The sequence below is a fragment of the Sphingomonas sp. CCH9-E2 genome, from assembly GCF_001557215.1.
Classification (GTDB): domain Bacteria; phylum Pseudomonadota; class Alphaproteobacteria; order Sphingomonadales; family Sphingomonadaceae; genus Sphingomonas.
Window position 1 is genome coordinate 1 of sequence record NZ_LSJM01000200.1, and the last position, 22,947, is coordinate 22,947.

A 22,947-nucleotide genomic window follows, 5' to 3' on the forward strand; every position below is an offset into this window, starting at 1 on the left:
CTCGATATCCGCCTTGACGATACGGCCGTTCGGGCCCGAGCCGCTCACGCCCGACAGGTCGACGCCCTTTTCGGCGGCGATGCGGCGCGCCAGCGGGCTTGCCTTGACGCGGTCGCCATCCGCCTTGGGCGCAGCCGCCGGAGCGGGCGCAGGCGCAGCGGTGGCCGGTGCCGGGGCAGCTTCAACCTTGGGGGCGTCGGCCTTGGGAGTCTCAGCCTTCGGCGCCGAGACCGAACCGGCGTCCTCGCCCTCACCCGCCAGCACGGCGATCACGGTGCCGACCTTCACGCCATCGGTCCCCTCGGCCACGACGATCTTGGCGATCACGCCTTCATCGACCGCCTCGAACTCCATCGTCGCCTTGTCGGTCTCGATCTCGGCCATCAGGTCGCCGGCCTTGACCGTATCGCCTTCCTTGACCAGCCATTTGGCGAGCGTGCCCTCCTCCATCGTCGGGGACAGCGCGGGCATCTTGATTTCGATCGACATGGGTGGGGAGGATCCTGTCGTGCTTTAAGGGTGGGTTCTCGCGCCCTCCTTGCGCGATGAACGGCTTGGGTCAACCCCGCCCCTTGCGCTTGGCGACGCGACGCGTCACCACCTGTGACCAACGGAGAGGGGAACTGGTTTCATGCGTACCTATCTGGTCGTGGTCGACGAAAGCCCCGAGGCACAGATCGCGCTCCGCTTCGCTGCGCGCCGTGCGGTCAAGACCGGCGGCGGGGTCGAGATTCTCGCGCTGATTCCCAAGCCGGACTTCGTCCAGTGGGGCGGCGTAATGGCGACGATCGAGGAAGAGGCGCGGCAGCGCGCCGAAGCTTTGGTCGCTGGGGCGGCAGGCACGCTGATCCAGGAATCGGGCCTGAAGCCCAGCATCACCGTGGTCGAGGGCGACGGACCCAAGATCATCCGCGAGCGGATCGAAGCTAATCCCGACATCGCCGCGCTGGTCCTCGGCGCCGCAGTCGGCGGCAAGCCCGGCCCGATCGTCACCCATTTCACCAGCGGCGACATGGCGATCCTGCCCGTCCCGCTGATGATCATCCCGGGAAGCCTCGACCGCGAGGCGATCGACCGGCTAAGCTGAGTATCTATGCGCCACTTCATCCTCCCCGCGCTGCTGATCGCAGCCCCCGCCGCCGCCCAGACTAAGCCCGCCGACACGCCGAGCCCCGAGCGGCTCAAGGCCGATGTCGAAAAGCTGGTCAGCTTCGGCACGCGCCATACGCTCTCCTCCCCCGACGATCCGGTGCGCGGCATCGGCGCGGCGCGCAAATGGGGCGCGGAGGAGCTCGACCGGATTGGCGCGGCGTGCGGTGAGTGCATCAAGGTCGCGCGCATCGGCCGTACCTTCACCGGCCCGCGCGCGCCGAACGGGGTCGAAGTGGTCAATGTCCTCGGCTTCCAGCAGGGCGAGGACCCCAAGCGGGTCGTGATCGTGCAGGGTCATATCGATTCGCGTGTCAGCGACGTGATGGACTTCACCAGCGACGCCCCCGGCGCCAATGACGACGCCTCCGGCACCGCGCTGGTGATCGAGGCGGCGCGCATCCTGTCCAAGTCGAAGCACAAGGCGACGATCGTCTATGCCTTGCTGTCGGGCGAGGAACAGGGCCTGTGGGGCGGCACGCTGCTCGCCGAAACCGCGAAGGAGCGCGGCTGGGAGGTGATCGCAGTCCTCAACAACGACATCGTCGGCAACACCGTCGGCCAGAATGGCGTGCGCGTCGCCGACCGGGTGCGAGTGTTTTCGGAAGGCATTCGCGCGTCAGAGGACCTGCCCGGCCAGCTCGGCCGACGGGGCGATGGCGGCGAAGATGACGGCCCCAGCCGCGCGCTGGCCAAGGCCATCGACAAGGTCGCGGACGGGATGCGGGAGTCGGACAAGGACGCGCTCGACGTATTCGTCGTCCGCCGCCCCGACCGTTTCGGGCGCGGTGGCGATCACGAGCCGTTCCTACGCCTCGGCTATCCCGCCGTCCGCTTCTCAGTCGCGGCCGAGAATTACGACCAGCAGCATCAGGACCTGCGCACCGAAAAGGGTCGCGTCTATGGCGACACGGTCGACAAGATGGACTTCCCCTATCTGGCCAAGGTTGCCGCGCTCAACATCGCGACGATCCGCCGCCTCGCCAACGCACCATCGGCTCCGTCCAGTGTGGTCCTAGACGGCGCGGTGAGCGCGGATACCAGGGTGCGCTGGAACGCCGTCCCCGGCGCGCGCGGCTACAAGGTCTATTGGCGCCGCAACGACACGCAGAACTGGAGCGAGGTACGCGGCGTCGCCGGGCGGACCGAAACGGTGCTGAAGGACGTCGTCGTGGACGATCACTTCATCGGCGTATCGTCGGTCGCCGCGGATGGCAGCGAGAGCATCGTGACGTTCGGGACCAGACCGCCACGGAATTGACGCTCAGCAGTCGCAGCCCTTGACCGAACGCCGCACAGTCTTGCTCGGATAGCGCCGCACGGTCTTCAGCGGCGCGCGATAGGTGCGCACCTCCTCGACCTCCTCGATCACCTCTTCGGTGACGGTGGTCGTGGTGATCGCACCCGACTGGATCACGATCGTCGTGACGGTTGGCCCGGCCATGTAATAGCCGCTTCCGCCGTAATAGCCGCGGGCATAGCCGCCGCCCTGCGCGCCGCACGGACTGGCGCAGGACGGCGGAGCATACCCCCCCGGGTAAGGCTGAGCAGGGATCGGTCGCCGCGCGGGGCGGTCGTCCTCATAATCATCGTCGTAACCGGGTGCGTCATAGCGCGCGCCATAACCGCCACCACCACCACCGCCGCCGCCTGCAGCCGCAGCAGATGCGTAGCCACCACCGGCATAGGCCTTCGCCGCGCCACCACCACCGCCGCCATTCCAGTCGATGCCGCTCACCGCGTCCCACACCCGGCCATCGCGGTCGGCCAGCACGGCATCGTCATAGTAGCGCAGCCAGCCATAGCCATAAGGCGGGCGGCTCAGCCCCCAGCTCGACCAGTCGTCGATCCAGAAGCCGCCCCCGATCCAGTAGCTCGGCAGCGTCCAGCCGCGCACCGGGCGGCGATAGGCGCTCCATCCGCCGGGCGCGCGCGTTCCGGCATGCCAGCGCCCGCCGATCATCGGTCCCCAGCGGCCTCCGCTATGCGTCGTCCGCGGCGGATCGATCCGCGTTGCGGGTACTGATCGCGCGGGATAGCGCACGGGCTCGCGCTCGCGCTGCACCCACTGCCCGTCGCGCCACACGCGCTGCGCCTGCGCGGGAGTCGCAAGCGCGAGTCCGGCGATCGACAGGGTGGCAAGGGTCAGGACACGCATGGGCTCGACTCACTGTTCTGGTGAGACGCGGCCATTCAAGCAGGGAAGAAGGACCGCGCCTCTTTACAGCGTTTTAACACTGACGGCGCAGCGATCCCACCGCCCCCGATGGTTAAAAAAGTCCCAATGCGGGGCAGCGCTCAGGCTGCCTGTAGGCTTGCGGCACCGGCCCGCTCCCCCACCCGGTCACCCATAACATACGATGCCGTTGGGTGGCCGGGTGGGGGAGCGGGCCGGCGCCGCTTCAGCGAAGCTGAAAATCTAACCCGCAACACGCGGAGCCAGCAGCGCCATCAACGCCTCGCACCCCGCCGCATCCTCGGCATCGAAGCGCCCGGTGATCGGGCTGTCGAGATCGAGGACGCCGATCAGCACATCGTCGTGCACGATCGGCACGACCAGCTCGGCGTTGCTCGCCGCATCGCAGGCGATATGGCCGGGAAACGCATGAACGTCCTCGACCAGCTGCGTCGTGCGCGTTACCGCGGCCGCTCCGCACACGCCCCTGCCGAACGGGATGCGGATGCACGCCGCCTTGCCCTGAAACGGCCCGAGCACCAGCTCGCCGCCGACATTGCGGTAGAACCCCGCCCAGTTGAGGTCGGGCAGATACTGGTCGATCAAGGACGCGGCGTTCGCCATATTGGCGATCGCATCACTCTCCCCCGCCGTCAGCGCATCGAGCGCGGCGTGCAGATCCCGATAAAGTTCGGCCTTGGAACCGGCGGCAATGTCGAAGCTGTACATGCGCCGCAGGTGGCGTGGGCGGCCGCGCGATGCAAGGGCCTAAGGGCAACGCACGCGCGTCATGCCGTCCGATGTCAGGCTGTTGCCGTCGGCGGACAGGATGAAGGTCCGCGTCGCCTCCCAGGTCTCGCCCTCGCCGGTATAGCGTGCAGCGACCCGGATTTCCCGCCCGGCACCGGTCACCCCCGTCACGTCGGCGCTGCTCTCATAGAAGCGCAATTCGCCCGGCGCGATCGTCAGCCGGGTGACATCGCCGCCCTTGCCGCAATCCGCCGCATTGGCGCTCCACCCGCCGTGAAACGCGGCAGGAATGGTGCTGGCGGTCGCCGGTGCCGGGGTCGTCGCAACCGGATCGGGCAGGCTGAGTGGCTCCATTTCCGGCGCGTTATTCTGGGTGACATTGTCGAGCACCGGCTCCTGCGAACAGGCCGCGACCAGCGCGAGCGGAAGGATCAGGGTCAATCGGATCATTCCACGCCAACGCACGCACCCGCGCGATCGTTGCGCGGCGGAGTCAGTCGAGCCGAACCTTGCCCCGCCCGGCCTTGATCGCCGACCGCCCCTTTTTTTCGTCCACGCGCCGCGCCTTGGCGGCCTTGCTCGGCTTGGTCTTCACCCGCCGCGCTTGGCGCTCATGGGCCTTTTCAATGAGTTCGATCACCCGCGCGCGCGCATCTTCGCGATTGGCGTCCTGCGTGCGAAACGTGCGCGCGGTCACCACCAGCTCGCCGCCCGACGTCATCCGGCTGCCCGCCAGTTCCTTGAGCTTGGCATAGGCATAAGGCGGCAGACCCAGCGCGAACACGTTGATGCGCAGCTGCACCGCGGTCGCGACCTTGTTGACATTCTGCCCGCCCGGGCCCGACGCCGCGAGGAACTTTTCCTCGACGATCGCCGCGTCGGGCAGCTCAATCGGCATGATCGCCCGGCTCGTCCTGCGGCTGGCCGCCGGCAAAGCCGAACGCGCGGAACGCATCAGGGGTCGGTGCCTCGGCATGGATGTCGGGCTTGCTCGGCCGCGGCACGGTCAGCTGCGCGGCGTGGAGCATCAGCTTGCGCCCGTTCGCCACGCCATAGACCGGGTCGCCGGTGATCGGAAAGCCAAGGCCCTCGGCGGCATGGACGCGGATCTGATGGGTGCGCCCGGTTTCGGGATAGAAGGCGATGAACGCCCGCCCATCCTTCTGCGCCAGCATCCGCCAGCGCGTCCGCGCTGATTTGCCGTTGGGACTACCGGTCATGCGCCAGCCCCGCTCGGCGCTGGAAATCTTGATCAGCGGCAGATCGATCATCCCCGACGGCGCATCGGGGATGCCGTCGATCACCGCCAGATAGCGCTTGGTCACCTGCCCCGCCTCGAACGCCTGCTGGAACCGCGCATGCGCCTTGGGATTGCGCGCCAGCAACAGGCAGCCGCTGGTATCGCGGTCGAGGCGGTGAACCGGCGTCGGCCAGCGCTGAAAGCCAAAGGTCAGATTGCCGAGATGATTCTCCAGGCTGATCGACCCGTCGCGCGGCGGATCGACCGGAAGTCCGGCGGGCTTGTCGATGACGATTGCCTCACCATCGATGAAAAGAACGTGATCCTGGATCATGACGCGACCCCTTGCGGGAAACCGCCACGCCGCGCAATCGCGAAGGCTCAGACCCCCGATGTCGCGAAGGTCGGCAGCCCCAACCGCACTTCACGATGGGTCGGCTGGGCGGAGCCGCCCTCGGACGGGCGCTGCAGCACCAGTCCTGTGCGGGTCAGCATCGTCGCCGACACCTGATAACGCGGGCGAAACCCGCCCTGCCCGTCCGGCACCAATGCTTCGTCGAACTCGATCCCCTGATGGTCATGATGCGACCGGCGCACCGTCGCCAGCATCCAGCGCCGCTCGCCGAAATCGATGATGAAGCGCGTGCCCTCCGGCACTCCGACGATCCCCTGGATCAGCGCGCCGGTGCTCGACAGGTTGCGCAGGATCACCGGGTAATAATGGTCTTCGTGCACCGCACCGATCCGGCGGAACGTCGCCAGCCGATGCTCGCGCTGCTTGGCCGGGCCGATCGGCTGAATGTCCCATTCGCCCCCGCCCACCGCATTGGCGACCGTCTCGGCATTCACCGGCAGGCTGTAGAGATAGCCCTGAATGAGGCCGACCCCCAATGCGCGCATGGTCTCCAGCTGATCGACCGTTTCAACCCCTTCGGCGGTGGTATCCATGCCCAGCGCATTGGCGAGGGTGACGATCGCGGAGATGATCGCGCTGTTACGCGAACCGGGTTTTGACGCGTCACGCACAAAACTCTGGTCGATCTTGATCTTGTCGAAGGGCGTGCTCTGCAGATAGCCGAGCGAGGAATAGCCGGTGCCGAAGTCGTCGAGCGCCAGGCGCACGCCGATCTTCTTCAGCGTTTCGAACATCTTGTCGGCTTGCGCGCCGCAGTCGAGGAAGACGCTTTCGGTGATCTCCAGCTCGAGCCGGTCGGGCCGCAGCCCGGACGCGGCGAGCGCGCTGACGACGATCTGGGGCAGATTGGGGTTGGCGAACTGGATCGGCGAGATATTGACCGCGACCCGCAGCTCGCCGGGCCACCCTGCCGCATCCATACACGCCTGACGCAATGTCCACTCGCCCAGTCGGACGATCAGATTGGTTTCCTCGGCGATCGGGATGAACAGCGCCGGCGAGATGCGCCCGCGCGTGGGGTGGTTCCAGCGCAGCAGCGCCTCGAAACCCGCCACCCGGTTGGTCGCCGCCGTCACCAGCGGCTGGTAATTGACCTCCAGTTGTCCGCGGTCGAGCGCGTCGAGCAGATCCTGCTCGACCGACCGCCGATCCTTCGCCGCCTCGGCCATGTCGTTGGTAAAGAAGCGCGCGCATCCCCTGCCCGCGCGCTTGGCCGCATACAGCGCCAAGTCGGCATTGCGCGAAATCGCCTCGGGCGTCTCGTCGCCGACCTCGCACCGCACGATGCCGATCGACGCGCCGATCACGCAGCGGCTGTCGCCGAGGAAATAGGGTTTGGACAGCCCCTCGATGATCGACGCTGCCGTCAGTTCGAGCGCTTCGGCACCCGGGCAATCCGGAAAGACGATCAGGAACTCGTCACCGCCAATCCTCCCGATGCAGTCGGCATTGGCGACTTCGCGCTTCAGCCGGTCGGCGACCTGGATCAGCAACTGGTCCCCCGCCGGGTGGCCCAGCGTGTCATTGACCTGCTTGAACCGGTCGAGATCGATCAGCAGCACCGAAAAGGGCGTCGGCTCGCGCGCGGCGGCCGCGCGTGCGATCGCCTGTTCGACCAGCGACGCCATGCCGCGCCGGTTGCGCAGCCCCGTCACCGTGTCATAGCTGGCGAGCCGCGCAATCTCTCCCGCCGATTGCTCGATCGCAGTGACATCGGCACCGACGCCGCGAAAGCCGATGAACATGCCACTGGCATCGAGCTGCGGGGTGCCCGATATCGTCCAGATCCGCTCCTCCGGATCGATCGGGCTGCGCACATTCATCGCGCGGAACGCCTTGCGCCGCGCCATCGCATAGCCGATCGAGCCATTGGCGTCGGTCGCCAGCCCTTCGGCCCGGAACATGTCGGTCAGTTCGCGATGGATCAGCCCGTCGCCCGATGTCGTCAGCTGCTCCGCCAGCCATTCGCTGATGTACGAGATGCGCCCATCGGCATCGGTGGACCAGAACCAGTTGGTGCGGAGCGTTTCGACCGATCCCAGAATATCGTGCGCGCTGCTCCGTGGCGCGCCGCGCGCGCCATCCGCTTGCGTCTTCCGCTGTTCGCGCCCCCTGCCCCCCAGCACGTCGGTTATCGGCTCCCCGGTCCAGCGCGTTCTGCGCTTCCGATGAAATATAGTGACGGAGCCGTTTCGAACTGGTGAATGCGCTAACCGAAGCGATAGGCGTCCATCGCGAGCACGCCATAGGTATAGCTGTGATGCAGCCGCCGTGCAGATTTACCTCCGGCGCCCATCGCGGTGAACAGCGGAAGGATATGGTCCATCGTCGGGTGGTTGGCGCGCCCATGCGTGCCACGCTCGACGGCGTGCAGCACTGCCTCCGTGTCCCCGGCATCCAGCCGCTCGCTCATCCAGTCTGCGAAACCCGACACCCACTCGGGCACCGGCGCATCATGGTTGCGCCCTTCGACAAAGATCGCGCGGAGATTGTGGGTCAGGCTGCCCGATCCGATGATCAGGATATTGCGGGCGCGCAGCGGGGCGATCGCCTGCCCGATGCGGTGGTGCCAGTCGGGCGGATGCGCGCTGCTGATCGACAGCTGCACCACCGGGATATCGGCGTCGGGCCAGCCCAGCATCAGCGGCACCCAGGCGCCATGGTCCAGCCCACGCGCGGGGTCGAGGAACACCGGGTTCCCGGCCTCCGCCACCATCTGCGCTACCGTTTCGGCCAACGCGGGATCGCCCTTGGCCGGATAGCGCAAGTCGAACAGTTTCTGCGGGAAGCCGCCGAAATCGTGGATCGTCGGCAGTTCGCTGCCCGACGTTACCACCGCCTCCGCCATGTCGTGATGGGCGGAGATCATCACGATCGCGTCGGGACGCTGCACATGCGACGCCAGCCCGGCGAGGAAATCCCGCGCCGGGCTGGGTTCGAACATGATCATCGGCGAGCCGTGCGACACGAACAGAGCGGGTTGCACGGCGCGCGTCATGTCAGGCGACTAGCTTGGTCGCGACTTCGGCGATGCGGCGGCCCTGATAGCGCGCGCCGGCGAGATCGGTCTCGCTCGGCATGCGGCTGCCGTCGCCACCCGCCACAGTCGTCGCGCCATAGGGTGCGCCGCCCAGCACTTCGTCGATCTTCATCTGGTCGGCATGGCCATAGTCGAGGCCGACAATGGTCAGGCCGAAATGCAGCAAATTGGTGATGATGCTGAACAGCGTCGTCTCGTTGCCGCCATGCTGGGTCGCCGACGAGGTGAAGGCACCACCGACCTTGCCGTGCAGCGCGCCCTGATACCAGACGCCGCCAGCGGTATCCCAGAAGCTCGCCATCTGGCTTGCCATGCGGCCGAAGCGGGTCGGCGACCCGACGATGATTGCGTCATAGTCCTTGAGCGCGTCCGGGCCTTCGATCACCGGATGCGCGCTGTCGGCCTTGAAGCCGGCGGCCTTGACCACCGCCTCCGGCGCTGTCTCCGGCACGCGGCGGATATCGACGGTCGCGCCAGCCGAGCGTGCGCCCTCGGCAACGGCTTCGGCCATCGCTTCGATATGGCCGTAGGACGAGTAGTAAAGCACCAGAACCTTGGTCACGGTGTGTCTCCTTGATTGGAACTGAATGGGGGTGGAGCGGCCCGCCTTGGGAGGGGGAGGTTCGCGGACCGCTCCGGGGGGTCGGTTAGTTGGAATCGACCAGAACGATTTCGGCGTCCTCGATCGCGGTAATCGTGACCGTCTGGCCACCGCTCAGCGCGGCGCCGTCGCGGGCATTGAAGGGTTCGCCGTCGATGGTAATCTTGCCGACTGCGGGGACGAGATAGGCATGCCGCCCCTCGCCCACGCTGTGGGTGACGCTTTCACCGGCCTTGATCGTCGCGCCGAGCACGCGGGCGTCAGCGCGGATCGGGAGCGCATCGCTGTCCTCGGCATAGCCGCTCGCCAGCGTCACGAACTTGCCCGAGCGCTCGCCCTTGGGGAACGGCTTGGCACCCCAGCTGGGTGCGCCACCGCTGGCGCGGGGCATGATCCAGATCTGGAACAGCGTGGTCGTTTCCGGCTCAAGGTTATATTCGGCGTGCCGCACCCCGGTGCCCGCGCTCATCACCTGGACGTCGCCGGCGCCGGTACGGCCGGTATTGCCCATCGAGTCCTGGTGCGTGATCGCGCCGGTGCGGACATAGGTGATGATCTCCATGTCCTTGTGCGGGTGCGGCGGGAAGCCACTGTTCGGACCGATCTCGTCATCGTTCCAGACACGGATCGCGCCCCAGCCCATGCGGGCCGGATCATAGTAGTTGGCGAAGCTGAAGTGATGGCGTGCGTTGAGCCACCCGTGATCGGCATGGCCCAGGCTTTCGAACGCGCGCTTCTCGATCATCGGAACCTCCTTGCTTGAGGCTCAAAATAGGATCGGGATGACGCTCGTAAATGGAAACGTTTGAAACGGATCGTTTCATCATTTATGGTGCCGCCAGTGCAGAAACGCGGAGCCAGACAAAATGCGCCTGCCGGACTTTGAAGCCTGGGCAATCTTCGCCTGCGTGGTCGAGCATCGCTCGTTCAGCGGGGCAGCCAGTGCGATCGGGGTGAGCAAGGCGACCGTGTCCAAGGCGATTGCCCGGCTGGAGGCGCAGCTTGGCACCGCGCTGTTCCACCGCACCTCGCGCCGCCTGACGCTGACCGACAGTGGCACCGCGCTCGCCGAACGCGCCGGGCGCATCCTGGCCGAAGCGCAGGCAGCGGAAGAGGCGGCGATCGACTCTGCCAAGGCACCGTCGGGGCTGGTCCGCATCGCCGCGCCGATCACCTTCGGCATCCGCTTCGTCGCCGACGCGATTGCCGAACTGATCGCAGAACATCCCGGCATCCAGATCGATCTGAGGCTATCCGATGCCCGCGTCGACATCGTCGCCGACGGGTTCGACATCGCGCTGCGCATCGCCGACCTGCCCGACAGCTCGCTGCGGGCGCGTCGGCTGTGCCCGATCAAGGCGCGGGTCGTCGCCGCCCCATCCTATCTCGCGCAACATGGCACGCCACGCCATCCGGCCGACCTCGCCCACCATGCCTGCTTTCTCTATGCCAATGCGATCGGTGCCTGGCAGTTTCGCAAGGCCGATGGCGAGGAAGCGGCGGTGCGACCGGCCGGGCCGCTGACCACCGACAATGGCGACGCAATGATGCCGGCGCTGCTCGCCGGGCTCGGCATCGCGCGCCTGCCCGATTTCATCATCGATCGCGAGCTGGCCGAGGGGCGACTGGTCGAAATCCTCGCCGACTGGTCACCGATGAACGTCGCGCTCCACCTGCTCACCCCGCCCAGCACGCTGCGTCCGGCGCGCGTGGAACTAGTGATCGACTTCCTCTCGCAGCGCTTCCGCAACCTTTGCAGCCGCGCCTGAACCCAAAAAAAAGGGCCGGCCCGCATCGCTGCAGACCGGCCCATGCTTGGGTATGGGATCGCCCGGCTTAGAACCTTGCCTCGGCCGAGATCGTGAACGAACGCCCGCGCGGATCGGCAACGCGCGGCTCCCACGAGCTGCCCGCACCGGTGTTCCCGTCGTAGGTGATCGCGAAGGGCGGATCGGTGTCGAACAGGTTCTTCACGCCCATGGTAAAGGTATAGCCCTTGAACCCCGTGAAGCTGATCGACGCGTTATAGATGATGTAATCATCGACATACGGGTTGTAGTCGGGACGCGTGACCGTCCCTGCCGCAATACCCGGCAGCGCCTGGTTCTTGTAGCCCGAGCGGAAGATCTGGCTCAGCGTGAAGCTGACGTCCTCGGTGCGATAGCCGATATAGGCGTTGTGCTTCCACTCATTGCCCAGGTCGCCGGCAAAGGTGAACACCCCGATCAGGCTCGGCCCATAAGCCGAGGTCGGCGTCAGCTTCTCCTTCTTCTGGAGCAACAGCGTGCCATCGAGGCCCGCGCTGAACGTGCCGCCCAGCGCATCGAACTGGCCACGTGCAGCGAACTCCAGACCCTGGGTCCGGCGCGAACCGGCGTTGATCCAGCGCTGGTCGATCTGGACCACATCCTGCGTGGTCGGATTGCGGATGAAACGATCCGGGAAGAGCGCCGCATTGTCGATCAGCTGGCGCAGCGTGAGCAGCTGGATCGTGTCGTCAACCGCGATCGACCACCAGTCGACCGACAGGCTGAACCCGCGGAACGGAGTCAGCACGCCGCCGACGCTGAACTGCTTGGCGGTTTCCGGCTGCAGGTTGGGCAGACCGCCGGTCGCGATTTCCGGCCGGATCTGTGCGCAGGGCAGGCCGCTGCCAAACGCGCTGGTCGGGACACCGCCGGGGCAGCGCACCGGGTCCGCCAGATCGCTGCCCGAATAGGGCGACAGGGTAATGCCGTTGAAAATCTGGTTGAACGTCGGAACGCGGAAGCTGGTGTTGAACGAACCGCGGAACATCAGCTGTTCGAACGGCTGGAACTTGACCGACACCTTCGGGTTCGTCGTGGTGCCAAAGCCCGTATAATCGTCGACACGCAGCGCGCCGGTCACCTCGAGCTGCTCCAGGATCGGCACCAGCACTTCGGCATAGGCCGCCTTCACGTCGCGGCTCTTCGGCGTCAGCGCGTTGACGTTATCGAATGCGGCCAGGAAGATCACCGGCGCGGTCGCCGCAGCTGCCTCCGACCCGTTGAACGAATAGGTTTCGCGGCGATAGTCGACGCCTGCCGCCATCCGCACATCGCCGCCCCAGATCGGGAAGAGCGAGCCGGACACCGACGCGTCGAACTGCTTCACCTCATATTGGCCGCCATACAGCGTCGCCCCGCGCGCCGACACCGATTCGAGTGCGGCGAGGCCCGCCGCCGTCTGCGTCAGGCTGAACGGGTTGATCAGGCCGCTGTTCATCACGCCGACCAGACCACGGAACCCGGCCGGTGCGCCCGCGACCTGCGGTGCCAGCGGGTCATAGGCACCGTTGGCGAGCGTACCGCGATAATAGTAACCGCCGCCCAGCACCGACGCGCTCTCGCTCTTGGCGTAGCTCGCGCCTGCACGATAGTCCCACCCGTCGAACAGCGGACCTTCAAGGCCGAGCGCTGCGCGGAACGTCTTGGTGTCGGTCACATATTCGCGCGGACCGCACGCGCCGCAGCGCCAGCGATACGAAATCGGCAGCTGCGCAGCCGCACGCGCGTTGAAATTGGCGAGCTGCGTCGGATCGGTGATGATTCCGCGGATCGCGTTCACCACCGCGTCATAGGTCGCCGCCGTGGTCGGGTTGCGCGGATAGGCGATGTTGAGGTTGGTCGTGTTCGCCGACAGCTGCGCGTTGCTGAAGCTCTTGGCCGAGTGTGCGTCAGAGCCGGTCACCTCGACCGACAGTTCGTGCGACCCGCCGATGCGCACCACGCCGCGGCCATAATAGGTCAGCGTCTCGATCGGTTGCTGGATCACCGCCGCGCGACCCGTGTCCCAGGCGCAGGCATAGACCGCCGCCGGGTTGTTCCACAGCTGCTCGTCATAGGCCATGCCACCGTCGAACGAGCTACAGCCACCACCGCCGGGCAGGTCGAGGATGTTGATGCCGCCGCCGACAATATTTGCGCCATTGGGGCCAGTGATCGCCAGCGTCGGGAAACCGGTGGCCGGTCCGAGCAGCGTGCCGCCTGCGTTCTGGTTCGCGTTCGCGCCGATGTTGAACACGGTCGCGATCGGCGTGCCGCGCGTGTCGATCGACAGGCCGCGATTAGGCTGGTTCCCGTTGACGAAATCGCGATCTTCGCCGCGCAGGATCTTGTTCCAGCGGTACGACACCGCCGCCATGATGTTGAAGCCGTCTTCGCTCAGATCGCCATAGCCGGCCACGCCGCCGATGCGGTAGATTTCACCGCCGCCCGCTTCCGGCACGTCGACATAGCCGCTGACCGACACGCCCTGGAACGTCTTCTTGGTGATGAAGTTGATAACGCCGCCGACTGCGTCGGTGCCATAGATGGCCGACGCACCGTCCTTGAGCACTTCGACGCGCTCGATCGCAGCAAACGGGATCTGGTTGACGTCCACTGCCGAGCCCGACAGGCCGTGCGCCGCGACACGGCGACCGTTCAGCAGCACCAGCGTCGCGGCCGATCCCTGCCCGCGCAGGTTGGCGGCGGACAGACCGTTGGTGCCACGCTGCGCCCCGGTCGTCACGTCGGCGTTCGATGCCAGATTGTCCGCGCCCGACCCGTTGGTCGGCAGGAATGCGACCAGCTGCTCAGGGCTGGTGATGCCGTTGCGCGCAATCTCTTCCTGCGTCACGATCTGCAGCGGGAGCGCGCTCTTGTTCGGGTCCTGCTTGATCCGCGAACCGGTGATTAGCACCTCGCGCTCGCTGCTTTCCTGTTCGCCCGACGACGGTGCCGGTGCATCCTGGGCGAATGCCGGAACCGCGATGCAGCACGCCGTCACGAACAATGCGGTCTTGAACTTCATACCCCAACCCCCTTTTTGATCCAGCGCGCATTTTTGTGTCGGCTTCGCCGGAAACCGCGAAATTAATCACGCATATCCGCAGTTAGCAAATGCAAAATATCGGCCAGGGCTATAACCCGTGGCTATATTGCTCCATGTTGATCTTGACAGGCTTTCAGGGGTTTTACGCCGGTCGCACAATGCCGTCGAGACCCGCCCGATCGCCCGCGACTCGTGGAGTCAGGCCGGTTAGGGCAAAATTAACCTTTTGCCTTCATACCAGCTTAGGTTAATGAATCAGTCGCGTTGTGCGCCACAGGGGGCCTGCAACCGGCATAGGGGAAATCAGCCGATGCGCGTGCTGCTGATCGAAGACGAGCCGACGACCGCCAAGGCCATCGAGCTGATGCTCGCGACCGAGGGATTCAATGTCTACACCACCGATCTGGGCGAGGAAGGGCTCGATCTGGGCAAGCTGTACGACTATGACATCATCCTGCTCGACCTGAACCTTCCCGACATGCACGGCTATGACGTGCTCAAGAAGCTGCGTGTCGCGCGGGTGCAGACGCCGGTCCTGATCCTGTCGGGCATCAACGAAATGGACAGCAAGGTCCGCTCGTTCGGCTTCGGCGCCGACGATTACGTCACCAAGCCCTTCCACCGCGAAGAACTGATCGCCCGCATCCACGCTGTGGTGCGCCGCAGCAAGGGCCACAGCCAGTCGGTCATCCGCACCGGCAAGCTCGCCGTCAACCTGGATGCCAAGACCGTCGAAGTCGACGGCGCCCGCGTCCATCTGACCGGCAAGGAATATGCGATGCTGGAGCTGCTCTCGCTCCGCAAGGGCACCACGCTCACCAAGGAAATGTTTCTTAACCACCTCTATGGCGGGATGGACGAGCCCGAGCTCAAGATCATCGACGTCTTCATCTGCAAGCTGCGCAAGAAGCTCAGCATGGCGTGCGAGGGCGAGAACTACATCGAGACCGTCTGGGGCCGCGGCTATGTGCTGCGCGAGCCCGAGGAAGCGGCCGGCGCGGTCAGCGCCGTCGCCTGACACACGTTCGTTGCGTGGGGCAAGCGGGCCGCGTCATCCGGGGGGATGACGCGGCCCTTTCTTTATGCGCGCGCAAGGCAGCGTGGCGAAGCGGCTGATCTGAAAGCAATAAGTGGCGGAGAGGGTGGGATTCGAACCCACGTTACGGTTCCCCGTAAACCGCATTTCGAGTGCGGCGCGATCGACCACTCTGCCACCTCTCCGCGAGGGGTCCGCAGGGCATGCACATGCCGCTCCGTCCGGTCGAGCGGGGGCCTCTAGACCAAGGTTCGCGGGCTTGCAAGCGCCTTGCGCACGCTTCTTGTGCGAACGCGAAAGCGCATTAGATTAAAGGCATGACCAACGCCTCCGACCCGCTCGATCTGGCGATTGCCGGCGTCCCCTTCCCGCCCGTTGCGCACGCGCGCTTCAATCTGGGCGATGTGGTGCGGCACCGGTTGTTCGATTTTCGCGGGGTGATTTTCGATATCGATCCGGTCTTCGCCAATACCGACGAATGGTATGAGGCGATCCCGGAAGATGTCCGCCCGCGCAAGGACCAGCCTTTCTATCACCTGCTCGCCGAAAATGCCGAGTCGAGCTATGTCGCTTATGTCAGCCAGCAGAATCTGGTCGCCGACGACAGTGACGAACCGGTCGACCATCCGGCGATTGGAGGCCTGTTCGACGAGCTGGATGGCGGGCGGTACAAGCTGAAGCGCGAGCACCGGCATTAGGATCGCCGCCAGCAATTTTTCACTCCGGTTTCCCCCAGCCCTTCGTCACCCCGGACTTGTTCCGGGGTCCACCGGAAGGCAATCCCCGGTGAAAGAGCCAGAAGGGTCGGAGGACAGGCAGAGTGGCCCCCGGAACAAGTCCGAGGTGACGAGATGGCGAAGGTCCCGAGCCGCCCCACCCCAAAGCGGCGCATAGCGGTTGACTTCCGCCCCCGAATCCCATAACCGCGCCGTTCCTCCCGCCGGGCTTGTCCTGCGCGGGCACATGCTTTTGAAATTGAGATGAGGCCCATGTTCGCTATCGTGCGCACGGGCGGCAAGCAGTATCGCGTTGCCGCAGGAGACAAGATCGTCGTCGAGAAGCTCGACGGCGAAGCCGGTTCGACGATCACCCTGGGTGACGTGCTGCTCGCTGGCGAAGGTTCGGATCTGAAGTCGACCGACGGCCTGACCGTTTCGGCCGAGATCGTCGCCCAGCAGAAGGGCGAGAAGGTCATCGTCTTCAAGAAGCGCCGTCGGCACAATTATCGCCGCAAGAACGGCCATCGCCAGAACCACACGATCCTGAAGATCACCGCCATCGGTGCGCAGGAGACCAAGAAGAAGGCCGCTAAGGCCAAGGCGACCGAGGGCGATGCCCCGGCGGCCGCGGAAGCGTAAGGAGTAATCCGAAATGGCACATAAGAAGGCAGGCGGCTCTTCGCGCAACGGTCGCGACTCGCAGTCCAAGCGTCTCGGCGTCAAGAAGTTCGGTGGCGAAGTCGCCATTGCCGGCAACATCCTCGTGCGTCAGCGCGGGACCAAGTATTATCCGGGCGTCAATGTCGGCATCGGCAAGGACCACACCCTTTTTGCGCTTACCGACGGCCGCGTGCGATTCCACGACGGCAAGCTCGGTCGCAAATTCTGCTCGGTAGATATGATTGCGGCTGCGGCCGAATAAGCTGGGCGACCATCCGGGTTGCCCGCCAGGGTGACCCGGGTCTCCACATCTGGAGACCGCAAAAGGGAGACGGGTCACCCCGGTCTCCCTTTTTTATTGCTCCCTCCCCACCCCAACTGTCGCGCTCCGGTCATTAACCCGGGGCATCGGCGGGTCCGCGAGGAGAGTAAGATGTTCGCACGTACACAGCGGTTGATGCTGCGGCCCGGCTGGATCGAGGATGCGCCCGAACTGGCGCGCGCGATCGGCCATCACGAGGTTGTCCGCAACCTCAGCCGCGCCCCCTGGCCCTATGCGGTGAGCGACGCCGAAGAATTTCTGATGATCGAGCGCAAGGCGAGCGACCTGCCCGTCTTCCTGATCTGCGCGCTGGATGGCGGCATCAGCCGCATCGTCGGCTGCATCGGGCTGGACCGGATGGAGCGCGGCGGCGTCGAGCTCGGCTATTGGATCGCGCCTGAAGCCTGGGGTCGCGGCTATGCGACCGAGGCCGGCCGCGCGGTGATCGACATCGCCCGCACGCTGCGCGTCCCGGCCCTCACCGCCAGCCACTTCGCCGACAACCCGGCATCGGGCCGCGTCCTGCGCAAGCTCGGCTTCCGCCCGACGGGCCGGACGGTGCAGCGCCACTCGCTGGGTCGCGGCGGCGCGGATGTGACGGTCGAGTTCGAACAACGCCTGTCGGAGTCGGACTGCACCGACCCGTGCGACCGAATGGCGGCGTGAGGTTCTAAAAAGTCCCTCCCCTTTGCCTCTTAAGCCCCTCCCCTTCAGGGGGAGGGCTTGGGGTGGGGCGTCTAAGTCTCACCGAGACTGCATTCCATGCAAAGCATCCGACGGCTGAGGTGGTCTCGACGGACGTCTCAAACTCCGGGGTGGGCCGTCACTCCCACGCTTTACCAACTTCCGCGCGAACTCCAGCTATCAGCTCATCATAAACTCGGTTCATAAAGTTGCGGCCATCGATTGGCTTCCGCAGAAGCACCGCCACACCAAAACCGTCATGCAGAAATGGCCTGACATCGTCCTTGATACCCTCGGACGCATTCCAATCGCGCCATTCTCGAATGATAGCCTTTCGATGTTCAACGGAACCGCCAGCCGTGGCGGCCCTCATCGCACCCTCAAGCGACCCAAAATCGATGTTGAAGTCCTCATTGAAGTGGACGACCATCAGATTGTGAAGCAACGGCCAGCGCTCTTCAGCGTATTTCCAAAATTCGCGCCGCCGCATAGCCATGGCCGGATACTGCCAGCGGCCACCGTGGTTCGCAATGACGGACTACCTCCAAGCGTTCGCCCAGAGGATAGGCCCCACCCCAACCCCTCCCCTGAAGGGGAGGGGCTTGGGATTGGCACTCACCTGAAACGATCGGACGGAGCCAGTTACGCAACACGGCTCCGCCCGAAACTCTGGACTTCAGTTGGCGGCAGCAGCCTCGCGCCGCACCGCATCCGGCGCGGTTTCCCACCCACCGCCGAGTGCCTTGAACAGCGCAACCTGCGCCTCCGCGAGCGCCGCGTTGGACTGAGCCAGCGCAGCCCGCGCCCCGGCCCGCTCGCGCTCGGCGTCGATCCGCTGGAGCAGGCTGTCACGCCCCGCCTCGAACCGCAGGATCGCGATCCGCGCGGCGTTGGTTGCTGACGCATCGGCGCGGCGCAGCGCAACGTTGCGCTCGATCTCGCCCGAATAGCGGGCCAGCGCCTGTTCGACCTCGCGCAGTGCGGTCAGCACCGTGCCGTCGAACGCCGCCAGCGAACCCTCCGCCCCGGCCTCGGCCTGGCGAACCCGCGCCCGCGCGGCGGTCAGGTTCGGGAAGTTCCAGCTGAGCAGCGGCCCGAGCGAGAAGTTGAACGATGAACTCTTGCCCAGATCCTCGATATTCTGCGCGCCCAGCGACACCGAACCGCCCAGCGTGATCGACGGATAGAGCGCGGCGGTCGCCACACCCACCCGCGCGGTATCCGCCGCAAGTTGCCGCTCGGCCTGACGCACATCGGGGCGGCGCGCGAGCAGGGCCTGGCCGTCGCCGACCGGGATCAGAGCCGAGACGCCCGGCGGCGTCGCGCAGGCCTCGGCCTGTCCGTCCAGCTCCGCCGGCGGCTTGCCGGTCAGCGTCGCCAGCGCATAGAGCGCCGCGCGCCGCTCCGCCTCGAACGCCGGCACCTGCGCGCGGGCATTCTCGGCCAGCACGCGCGCTTGGTCGACATCGCGGATCGTGCCGCGCCCGGCGTCGAACAGCCGCTGGGTCAGGTCGAGCGTGCGGCTCTGGAGCTGCACCGTCTCGCGCGCGACCGCGGCCTGAGCGGCAAAACCGCATGCGGCGGCATAGGTCCGCGCCGTCTCCGCCGCGATCGCCACGCGCGCGCCGTCGAGCGCTGCCTGCGCGGCATCGACATCCGCGCGCGACGCCTCGATCGATCGGCTCACGCGGCCGAACAGATCGACCTCATAGGATACGTCCAGCCCGGTCTGGAAGAAATCGCCCTCGACCCCGTCCACGCCCGGCGGCAATGCGCCCTGCGCACTCTCCGCCCCGGTGCGCGACCGGGTATAGCCCGCACTCACACTGGTCCCCGGCAGCCGCGCGCCACGCGATTCCGACAGGATCGCGCGCGCGCGCTTCAGGTTCGCCGATGCCTGGCGAATGTCGGTGTTGTAGGTCAGCGCCTCGACCACCAGCCGGTCGAGCACCGGATCCTTGAACAGCCGCCACCATTCGCCCTCGACCACACCCGGCGAGACTTTGGTCATGCCGGGATCGACAAATGCTGCGGCGGCGGCCGGCGCGGTTTCCGGTCGCTGATAGGTCGGACCGACCGCGCAGCCCGCCAGCAGCGCCGCGCTCGCGCTCATGATGAAAAGGCGCTTCATGCTGCAGGCTCCGTCACGGGGTCATGGGGTTTGCTGCGGAACCGGGCGCTCTGCGCGCTCGCCCAGATGCCGAACTTGCGGCTGATGACGTAGAAGGCCGGGGTGAAGATCAGGCCGAAGATCGTCACGCCGATCATGCCGAAGAACACCGCGACACCCAGCGCCTGGCGCAGCTCCGCCGCCGCCCCGCTCGCGATCACCAGCGGCAGCACGCCGAGGATGAAGGCGATCGACGTCATCACGATCGGACGCATGCGCTGGCTCGCGGCGTGCTTCGCTGCCTCGAACATGTCCATGCCCGCATCCTCGTTCTGGCGGGCGAATTCGACGATCAGGATCGCGTTCTTCGCCGCCAGCCCGATCAGCACCACCAGGCCGATTTGCGTCAGGATGTTATTGTCCATCCCCATCGCGTTGACGCCCAGGATCGCGGCAAGCAGACACATCGGCACGATCAGGATCACCGCCAGCGGCAGCACCAGGCTCTCGTAGAGCGCAGCGAGCAGCAGGAAGACGAACACCACCGCCAGGCCAAAGGCGATCACGCCGGTGTTACCGGCAGATTTCTGCTCCAGCGCCAGTTCGGTCCATTCGAAGCTCATCCCCTGCGGCAGCGTCTGCGCCGCAAGTGCCTCCATCGCGTCGAGCGTCTGGCCTGTCGAATAGCCGGGCTTTGAATCGCCCTGCAATTCGGCCGCCGGGTAGAGGTTGTGGCGCACCACGCGATACGGCCCGCTGTCGTTCTTCAACGTCATCACCGAACTCATCGGCACCATCTCGCCTGACGCCGATCGGGTCTTGAGACCCTGAATGTCGGTGGCATCGTCGCGATAGGGTGCGTCGGCCTGTGCCGTCACGCGGAAGGTGCGTCCCAGATAATTGAAGTCGTTGACATAGGACGAGCGAGATAGGCACCCAGCGTCGAGAAGACGTTGGACACCGGCACGCCCATGCGCTCCGCCCGCTCACGATCGACATCCGCAGTCAGGCGCGGGGTGCCGGTGTTGAACAGCGTGAAGGCACCCGCGACGCTTTCCTGCTGGTTCGCGCCCATCATCATGCCAAAGGCAGACTGCGCCAGCGCGTTATAGCCAAGGCCTTCGCGGTCCTGGATCATCATCTTGAACCCGCCGCCGGTGCCGATGCCCGGAACCGGGGGCGGCGGAATGACGAGGATGTCGCCACCCTTGATCGGGGCGAGCGCACCATAGAGCGCACCCTGAATCTCGTCCGCGGTCGCATCACGCTCGGCATGCGGGGCAAGGCCAAAGAACAGCACGCCGGTGTTCGGCGCGGTCGAGAAGCTCGCGCCGTCCAGACCCGCAAAGCCGACGACATATTTGACGCCAGGCAGCTTGCGCGCCTCCTTGATCGCCTGCTGTACGACGGCGTCGGTGCGGTTGAGCGACGACCCCGGCGGCAGCTGCACCGCGCCGATCAAATAGCCCTGATCCTGCGGCGGGATGAACCCCGATGGGGTCGACGTGAAGCGCCAGCCGGCGACGAGGATCAGCGCGACATAGACCACGCCCACGACCATCAGCATGCGCACCAGCTTCGCAGTGAGCTTGCCATAGTTCTCCGACAGCCGGTTGAAGCCGCGATTGAACGCCGCCCCGGCGCGCGCGGGCAGGCCGCGCCAGCCCGGCGCGGGCTCACTGTGATGCCCCTTATGCTTGAGCACCAGCGCGCACAGCGCGGGCGACAGCGTCAGCGACACGAACGCCGAGATCAGCGTCGCCGAGGCGATGGTGATCGCGAACTGCTGGTAGAAGGCCCCGGAAATGCCCGGGATGAACATCGTCGGCACGAACACGCCGACCAGCACCAGGCTGATCGCGACGATCGCGCCCGACACTTCGTCCATCGTCTTGTGCGCGGCTTCCTTCGGGGACAGCCCCTCCTCTTCCATCAGTCGCTCGACATTCTCGACCACCACGATCGCGTCGTCGACGACGATGCCGATGGCAAGGACCAGACCGAACAGCGACAGCGTGTTGAGCGAATAGCCGAACGCCAGCAGCACCGCGAACGCGCCGACCAGCGAGATCGGGATCGCGACGATCGGCACCACCGCCGCGCGCCAGCTCTGGAGGAAAATGAGCACCACCAGCACGACCAGCACCAGCGCCTCGATCAACGTGTGCTCGACCGCCGTGATCGATTCAGCGATATATTCGGTCGGGTTGTAGTCGATCGAATATTTCATCCCTGGCGGGAAATCCTTGGCCAGGCTGTCCAGCTCGGCCTTGACCGCATCGGCGGTCGCCAGCGCGTTGGAGCCCGGCAGCTGGAAGATACCGACGCCCACCGCGCGCTTGTCATTCAGATAGCCGTTGAAATTATAGTCCTGCGCGCCGAGTTCGACGCGGGCAACGTCCCGCAGATGCGTCAGGCGACCGGCGGCATCACGCTTGACCACGATCGATCCGAATTCCTCGGTCGTGGTCAGGCGGCCCTTGGTCTGGACGCCCAGCTCGAACGCCGGGCTTGCATTACCATATGGCGGCGCACCGACGGTACCGGCGGCGACCTGGACATTCTGGCCACGGATCGCGTTGACCACTTCGTCCACGGTCATGTCGCGCGCAGCGGCAAGGCCGGGGTCGATCCACACGCGCATATTATAGTCGCGCCCGCCAAACGCCTGTGCCTGCCCCACACCGGGAATGCGCGCGATGCGGTCCTGCACCTGCAGCGTGACGTAGTTGGAGATATATTGAACATCGAGGCTGTTGTCGGGCGAGGTGAAGAACGCGACCATCAGGAAGTCGGGCGAACTCTTGTTCACCGTCACGCCGATGCGGCGGACATCCTCGGGCAGGCGCGGCTCGGCGGTCGCCACCTTGTTTTGCACCAGCACCTGTGCCTGATCGACATTGGTGCCCTGCTTGAACGCAACCGTGATCTGGGTCTGGCCATTCCCGGTCGACGACGACGTCATGTAGAGCATGTTGTCGACGCCGTTGATCGCCTGTTCGATCGGCGCGGCAACGGTTTCGGCGACGGTCTCGGCGCTCGCCCCCGGATAGGCGGCGGTCACCACCACCGTCGGTGGCGCGATGTTGGGATATTGGGCGATCGGCAGCGACGGATAGGCGATGGCGCCGACGATCACGATCAGGATCGACAGCACCGCCGCAAAGATCGGTCGGTCGATGAAGAAATGGGGGAATTTCATGGAACGC

Annotated in this window: 21 protein-coding genes, 1 tRNA gene and 1 pseudogene; 8 read left to right on the forward strand and 15 right to left on the reverse strand. The window is 65.8% G+C overall.

Annotated features, from left to right (window positions below; genetic code table 11):
• On the reverse strand, positions 1–489 hold a 489-nt coding region (locus AX681_RS09565; protein WP_156456068.1), incomplete at its 3' end, for a biotin/lipoyl-containing protein.
• Positions 490–631: 142 nt separating this feature from the next.
• Between AX681_RS09565 and AX681_RS09570 the strand changes: the two genes are divergently transcribed.
• A complete protein-coding gene (locus tag AX681_RS09570; RefSeq protein WP_066660944.1) occupies positions 632–1,087 on the forward strand; it encodes a universal stress protein in 456 nt (151 codons plus the stop codon).
• A 6-nt stretch (positions 1,088–1,093) separates the two neighbouring features.
• On the forward strand, positions 1,094–2,410 hold the full coding sequence (locus tag AX681_RS09575; RefSeq protein ID WP_066660943.1) for a M28 family peptidase: 1,317 nt from the start codon (positions 1,094–1,096) through the stop codon (positions 2,408–2,410).
• Positions 2,411–2,413: 3 nt separating this feature from the next.
• On the opposite strand, the gene AX681_RS09580 is transcribed toward AX681_RS09575, so the two are convergent.
• The 9 genes from AX681_RS09580 to AX681_RS09620 all read right to left on the reverse strand — a co-directional run bounded on the left by AX681_RS09580 (position 2,414) and on the right by AX681_RS09620 (position 10,116).
• Positions 2,414–3,307 (reverse strand): RcnB family protein, encoded by an 894-nt coding sequence (locus AX681_RS09580; protein ID WP_066682159.1) that lies wholly within the window; start codon positions 3,305–3,307, stop codon positions 2,414–2,416.
• Between the two features lie 261 nt (positions 3,308–3,568).
• Positions 3,569–4,054, reverse strand: coding sequence for a GAF domain-containing protein (locus tag AX681_RS09585; protein ID WP_066656591.1), 486 nt, complete (start codon positions 4,052–4,054; stop codon positions 3,569–3,571).
• A 39-nt stretch (positions 4,055–4,093) separates the two neighbouring features.
• Positions 4,094–4,525, reverse strand: a complete 432-nt coding sequence (locus tag AX681_RS09590) for a hypothetical protein (protein ID WP_066656589.1) — start codon at positions 4,523–4,525, stop codon at positions 4,094–4,096.
• A 43-nt stretch (positions 4,526–4,568) separates the two neighbouring features.
• Positions 4,569–4,973: an alternative ribosome rescue aminoacyl-tRNA hydrolase ArfB gene (arfB, locus tag AX681_RS09595; RefSeq protein WP_066656588.1), complete on the reverse strand. Its 405-nt coding sequence runs from the start codon at positions 4,971–4,973 to the stop codon at positions 4,569–4,571.
• Complete coding sequence (locus tag AX681_RS09600) at positions 4,963–5,649, reverse strand: RluA family pseudouridine synthase (protein WP_066656586.1); 687 nt, start codon at positions 5,647–5,649, stop codon at positions 4,963–4,965. Before AX681_RS09600 ends, arfB begins: the two co-directional genes overlap by 11 nt.
• Before the next feature lie 47 nt (positions 5,650–5,696).
• Positions 5,697–7,856 carry a putative bifunctional diguanylate cyclase/phosphodiesterase gene (locus AX681_RS09605; RefSeq protein WP_066656584.1) on the reverse strand — a complete coding sequence of 720 codons (2,160 nt, stop codon included), beginning with the start codon at positions 7,854–7,856 and terminating at the stop codon, positions 5,697–5,699.
• Between the two features lie 83 nt (positions 7,857–7,939).
• Entirely contained in the window at positions 7,940–8,728 is a 789-nt protein-coding gene (locus AX681_RS09610; RefSeq protein ID WP_066656582.1) for a DODA-type extradiol aromatic ring-opening family dioxygenase, read from the reverse strand.
• 1 nt (position 8,729) lies between these two features.
• Positions 8,730–9,332, reverse strand: a complete 603-nt coding sequence (gene wrbA, locus AX681_RS09615) for an NAD(P)H:quinone oxidoreductase (protein ID WP_066656575.1) — start codon at positions 9,330–9,332, stop codon at positions 8,730–8,732.
• An 85-nt stretch (positions 9,333–9,417) separates the two neighbouring features.
• Positions 9,418–10,116, reverse strand: a complete 699-nt coding sequence (locus AX681_RS09620; protein ID WP_066656571.1) for a pirin family protein — start codon at positions 10,114–10,116, stop codon at positions 9,418–9,420.
• A 121-nt stretch (positions 10,117–10,237) separates the two neighbouring features.
• Here AX681_RS09620 and AX681_RS09625 point away from each other — a divergent pair, with 121 nt between their 5' ends.
• Positions 10,238–11,140: a LysR family transcriptional regulator gene (locus tag AX681_RS09625; protein ID WP_066656568.1), complete on the forward strand. Its 903-nt coding sequence runs from the start codon at positions 10,238–10,240 to the stop codon at positions 11,138–11,140.
• 67 nt (positions 11,141–11,207) lie between these two features.
• Here AX681_RS09625 and AX681_RS09630 read toward each other — a convergent pair whose 3' ends face one another.
• Positions 11,208–14,186: a TonB-dependent receptor domain-containing protein gene (locus AX681_RS09630; RefSeq protein WP_066656565.1), complete on the reverse strand. Its 2,979-nt coding sequence runs from the start codon at positions 14,184–14,186 to the stop codon at positions 11,208–11,210.
• A 331-nt stretch (positions 14,187–14,517) separates the two neighbouring features.
• On the opposite strand from AX681_RS09630, the gene ctrA reads away from it, so the two are divergent.
• Positions 14,518–15,225: a response regulator transcription factor CtrA gene (gene ctrA / locus AX681_RS09635; RefSeq protein ID WP_066656563.1), complete on the forward strand. Its 708-nt coding sequence runs from the start codon at positions 14,518–14,520 to the stop codon at positions 15,223–15,225.
• A 113-nt stretch (positions 15,226–15,338) separates the two neighbouring features.
• Here the strand turns inward: ctrA and AX681_RS09640 are convergent.
• Positions 15,339–15,428, reverse strand: a tRNA-Ser gene (locus AX681_RS09640).
• A 132-nt stretch (positions 15,429–15,560) separates the two neighbouring features.
• Between AX681_RS09640 and hspQ the strand changes: the two genes are divergently transcribed.
• The 4 genes from hspQ (at position 15,561) to AX681_RS09660 (ending at position 17,610) form a co-directional block, all read left to right on the forward strand.
• Positions 15,561–15,941 (forward strand): heat shock protein HspQ, encoded by a 381-nt coding sequence (hspQ, locus tag AX681_RS09645; RefSeq protein WP_066656561.1) that lies wholly within the window; start codon positions 15,561–15,563, stop codon positions 15,939–15,941.
• Positions 15,942–16,232: 291 nt separating this feature from the next.
• Complete coding sequence (gene rplU, locus AX681_RS09650) at positions 16,233–16,601, forward strand: 50S ribosomal protein L21 (RefSeq protein WP_066656559.1); 369 nt, start codon at positions 16,233–16,235, stop codon at positions 16,599–16,601.
• 13 nt (positions 16,602–16,614) lie between these two features.
• Positions 16,615–16,884, forward strand: coding sequence for a 50S ribosomal protein L27 (rpmA, locus tag AX681_RS09655; protein WP_066656557.1), 270 nt, complete (start codon positions 16,615–16,617; stop codon positions 16,882–16,884).
• Positions 16,885–17,055: 171 nt separating this feature from the next.
• Positions 17,056–17,610, forward strand: a complete 555-nt coding sequence (locus AX681_RS09660) for a GNAT family N-acetyltransferase (RefSeq protein ID WP_066656556.1) — start codon at positions 17,056–17,058, stop codon at positions 17,608–17,610.
• A gap of 157 nt (positions 17,611–17,767) precedes the next feature.
• On the opposite strand, the gene AX681_RS09665 is transcribed toward AX681_RS09660, so the two are convergent.
• The 3 genes and pseudogenes from AX681_RS09665 to AX681_RS09675 form a co-directional block, all read right to left on the reverse strand.
• Positions 17,768–18,124: a hypothetical protein gene (locus tag AX681_RS09665; protein ID WP_066656555.1), complete on the reverse strand. Its 357-nt coding sequence runs from the start codon at positions 18,122–18,124 to the stop codon at positions 17,768–17,770.
• Between the two features lie 180 nt (positions 18,125–18,304).
• On the reverse strand, positions 18,305–19,759 hold the full coding sequence (locus AX681_RS09670) for an efflux transporter outer membrane subunit (protein ID WP_066656554.1): 1,455 nt from the start codon (positions 19,757–19,759) through the stop codon (positions 18,305–18,307).
• A pseudogene (locus AX681_RS09675) lies at positions 19,756–22,940 on the reverse strand (efflux RND transporter permease subunit). The gene AX681_RS09670 and the pseudogene AX681_RS09675 overlap by 4 nt, the downstream one beginning before the upstream one ends.
• Positions 22,941–22,947 lie beyond the last annotated feature (7 nt).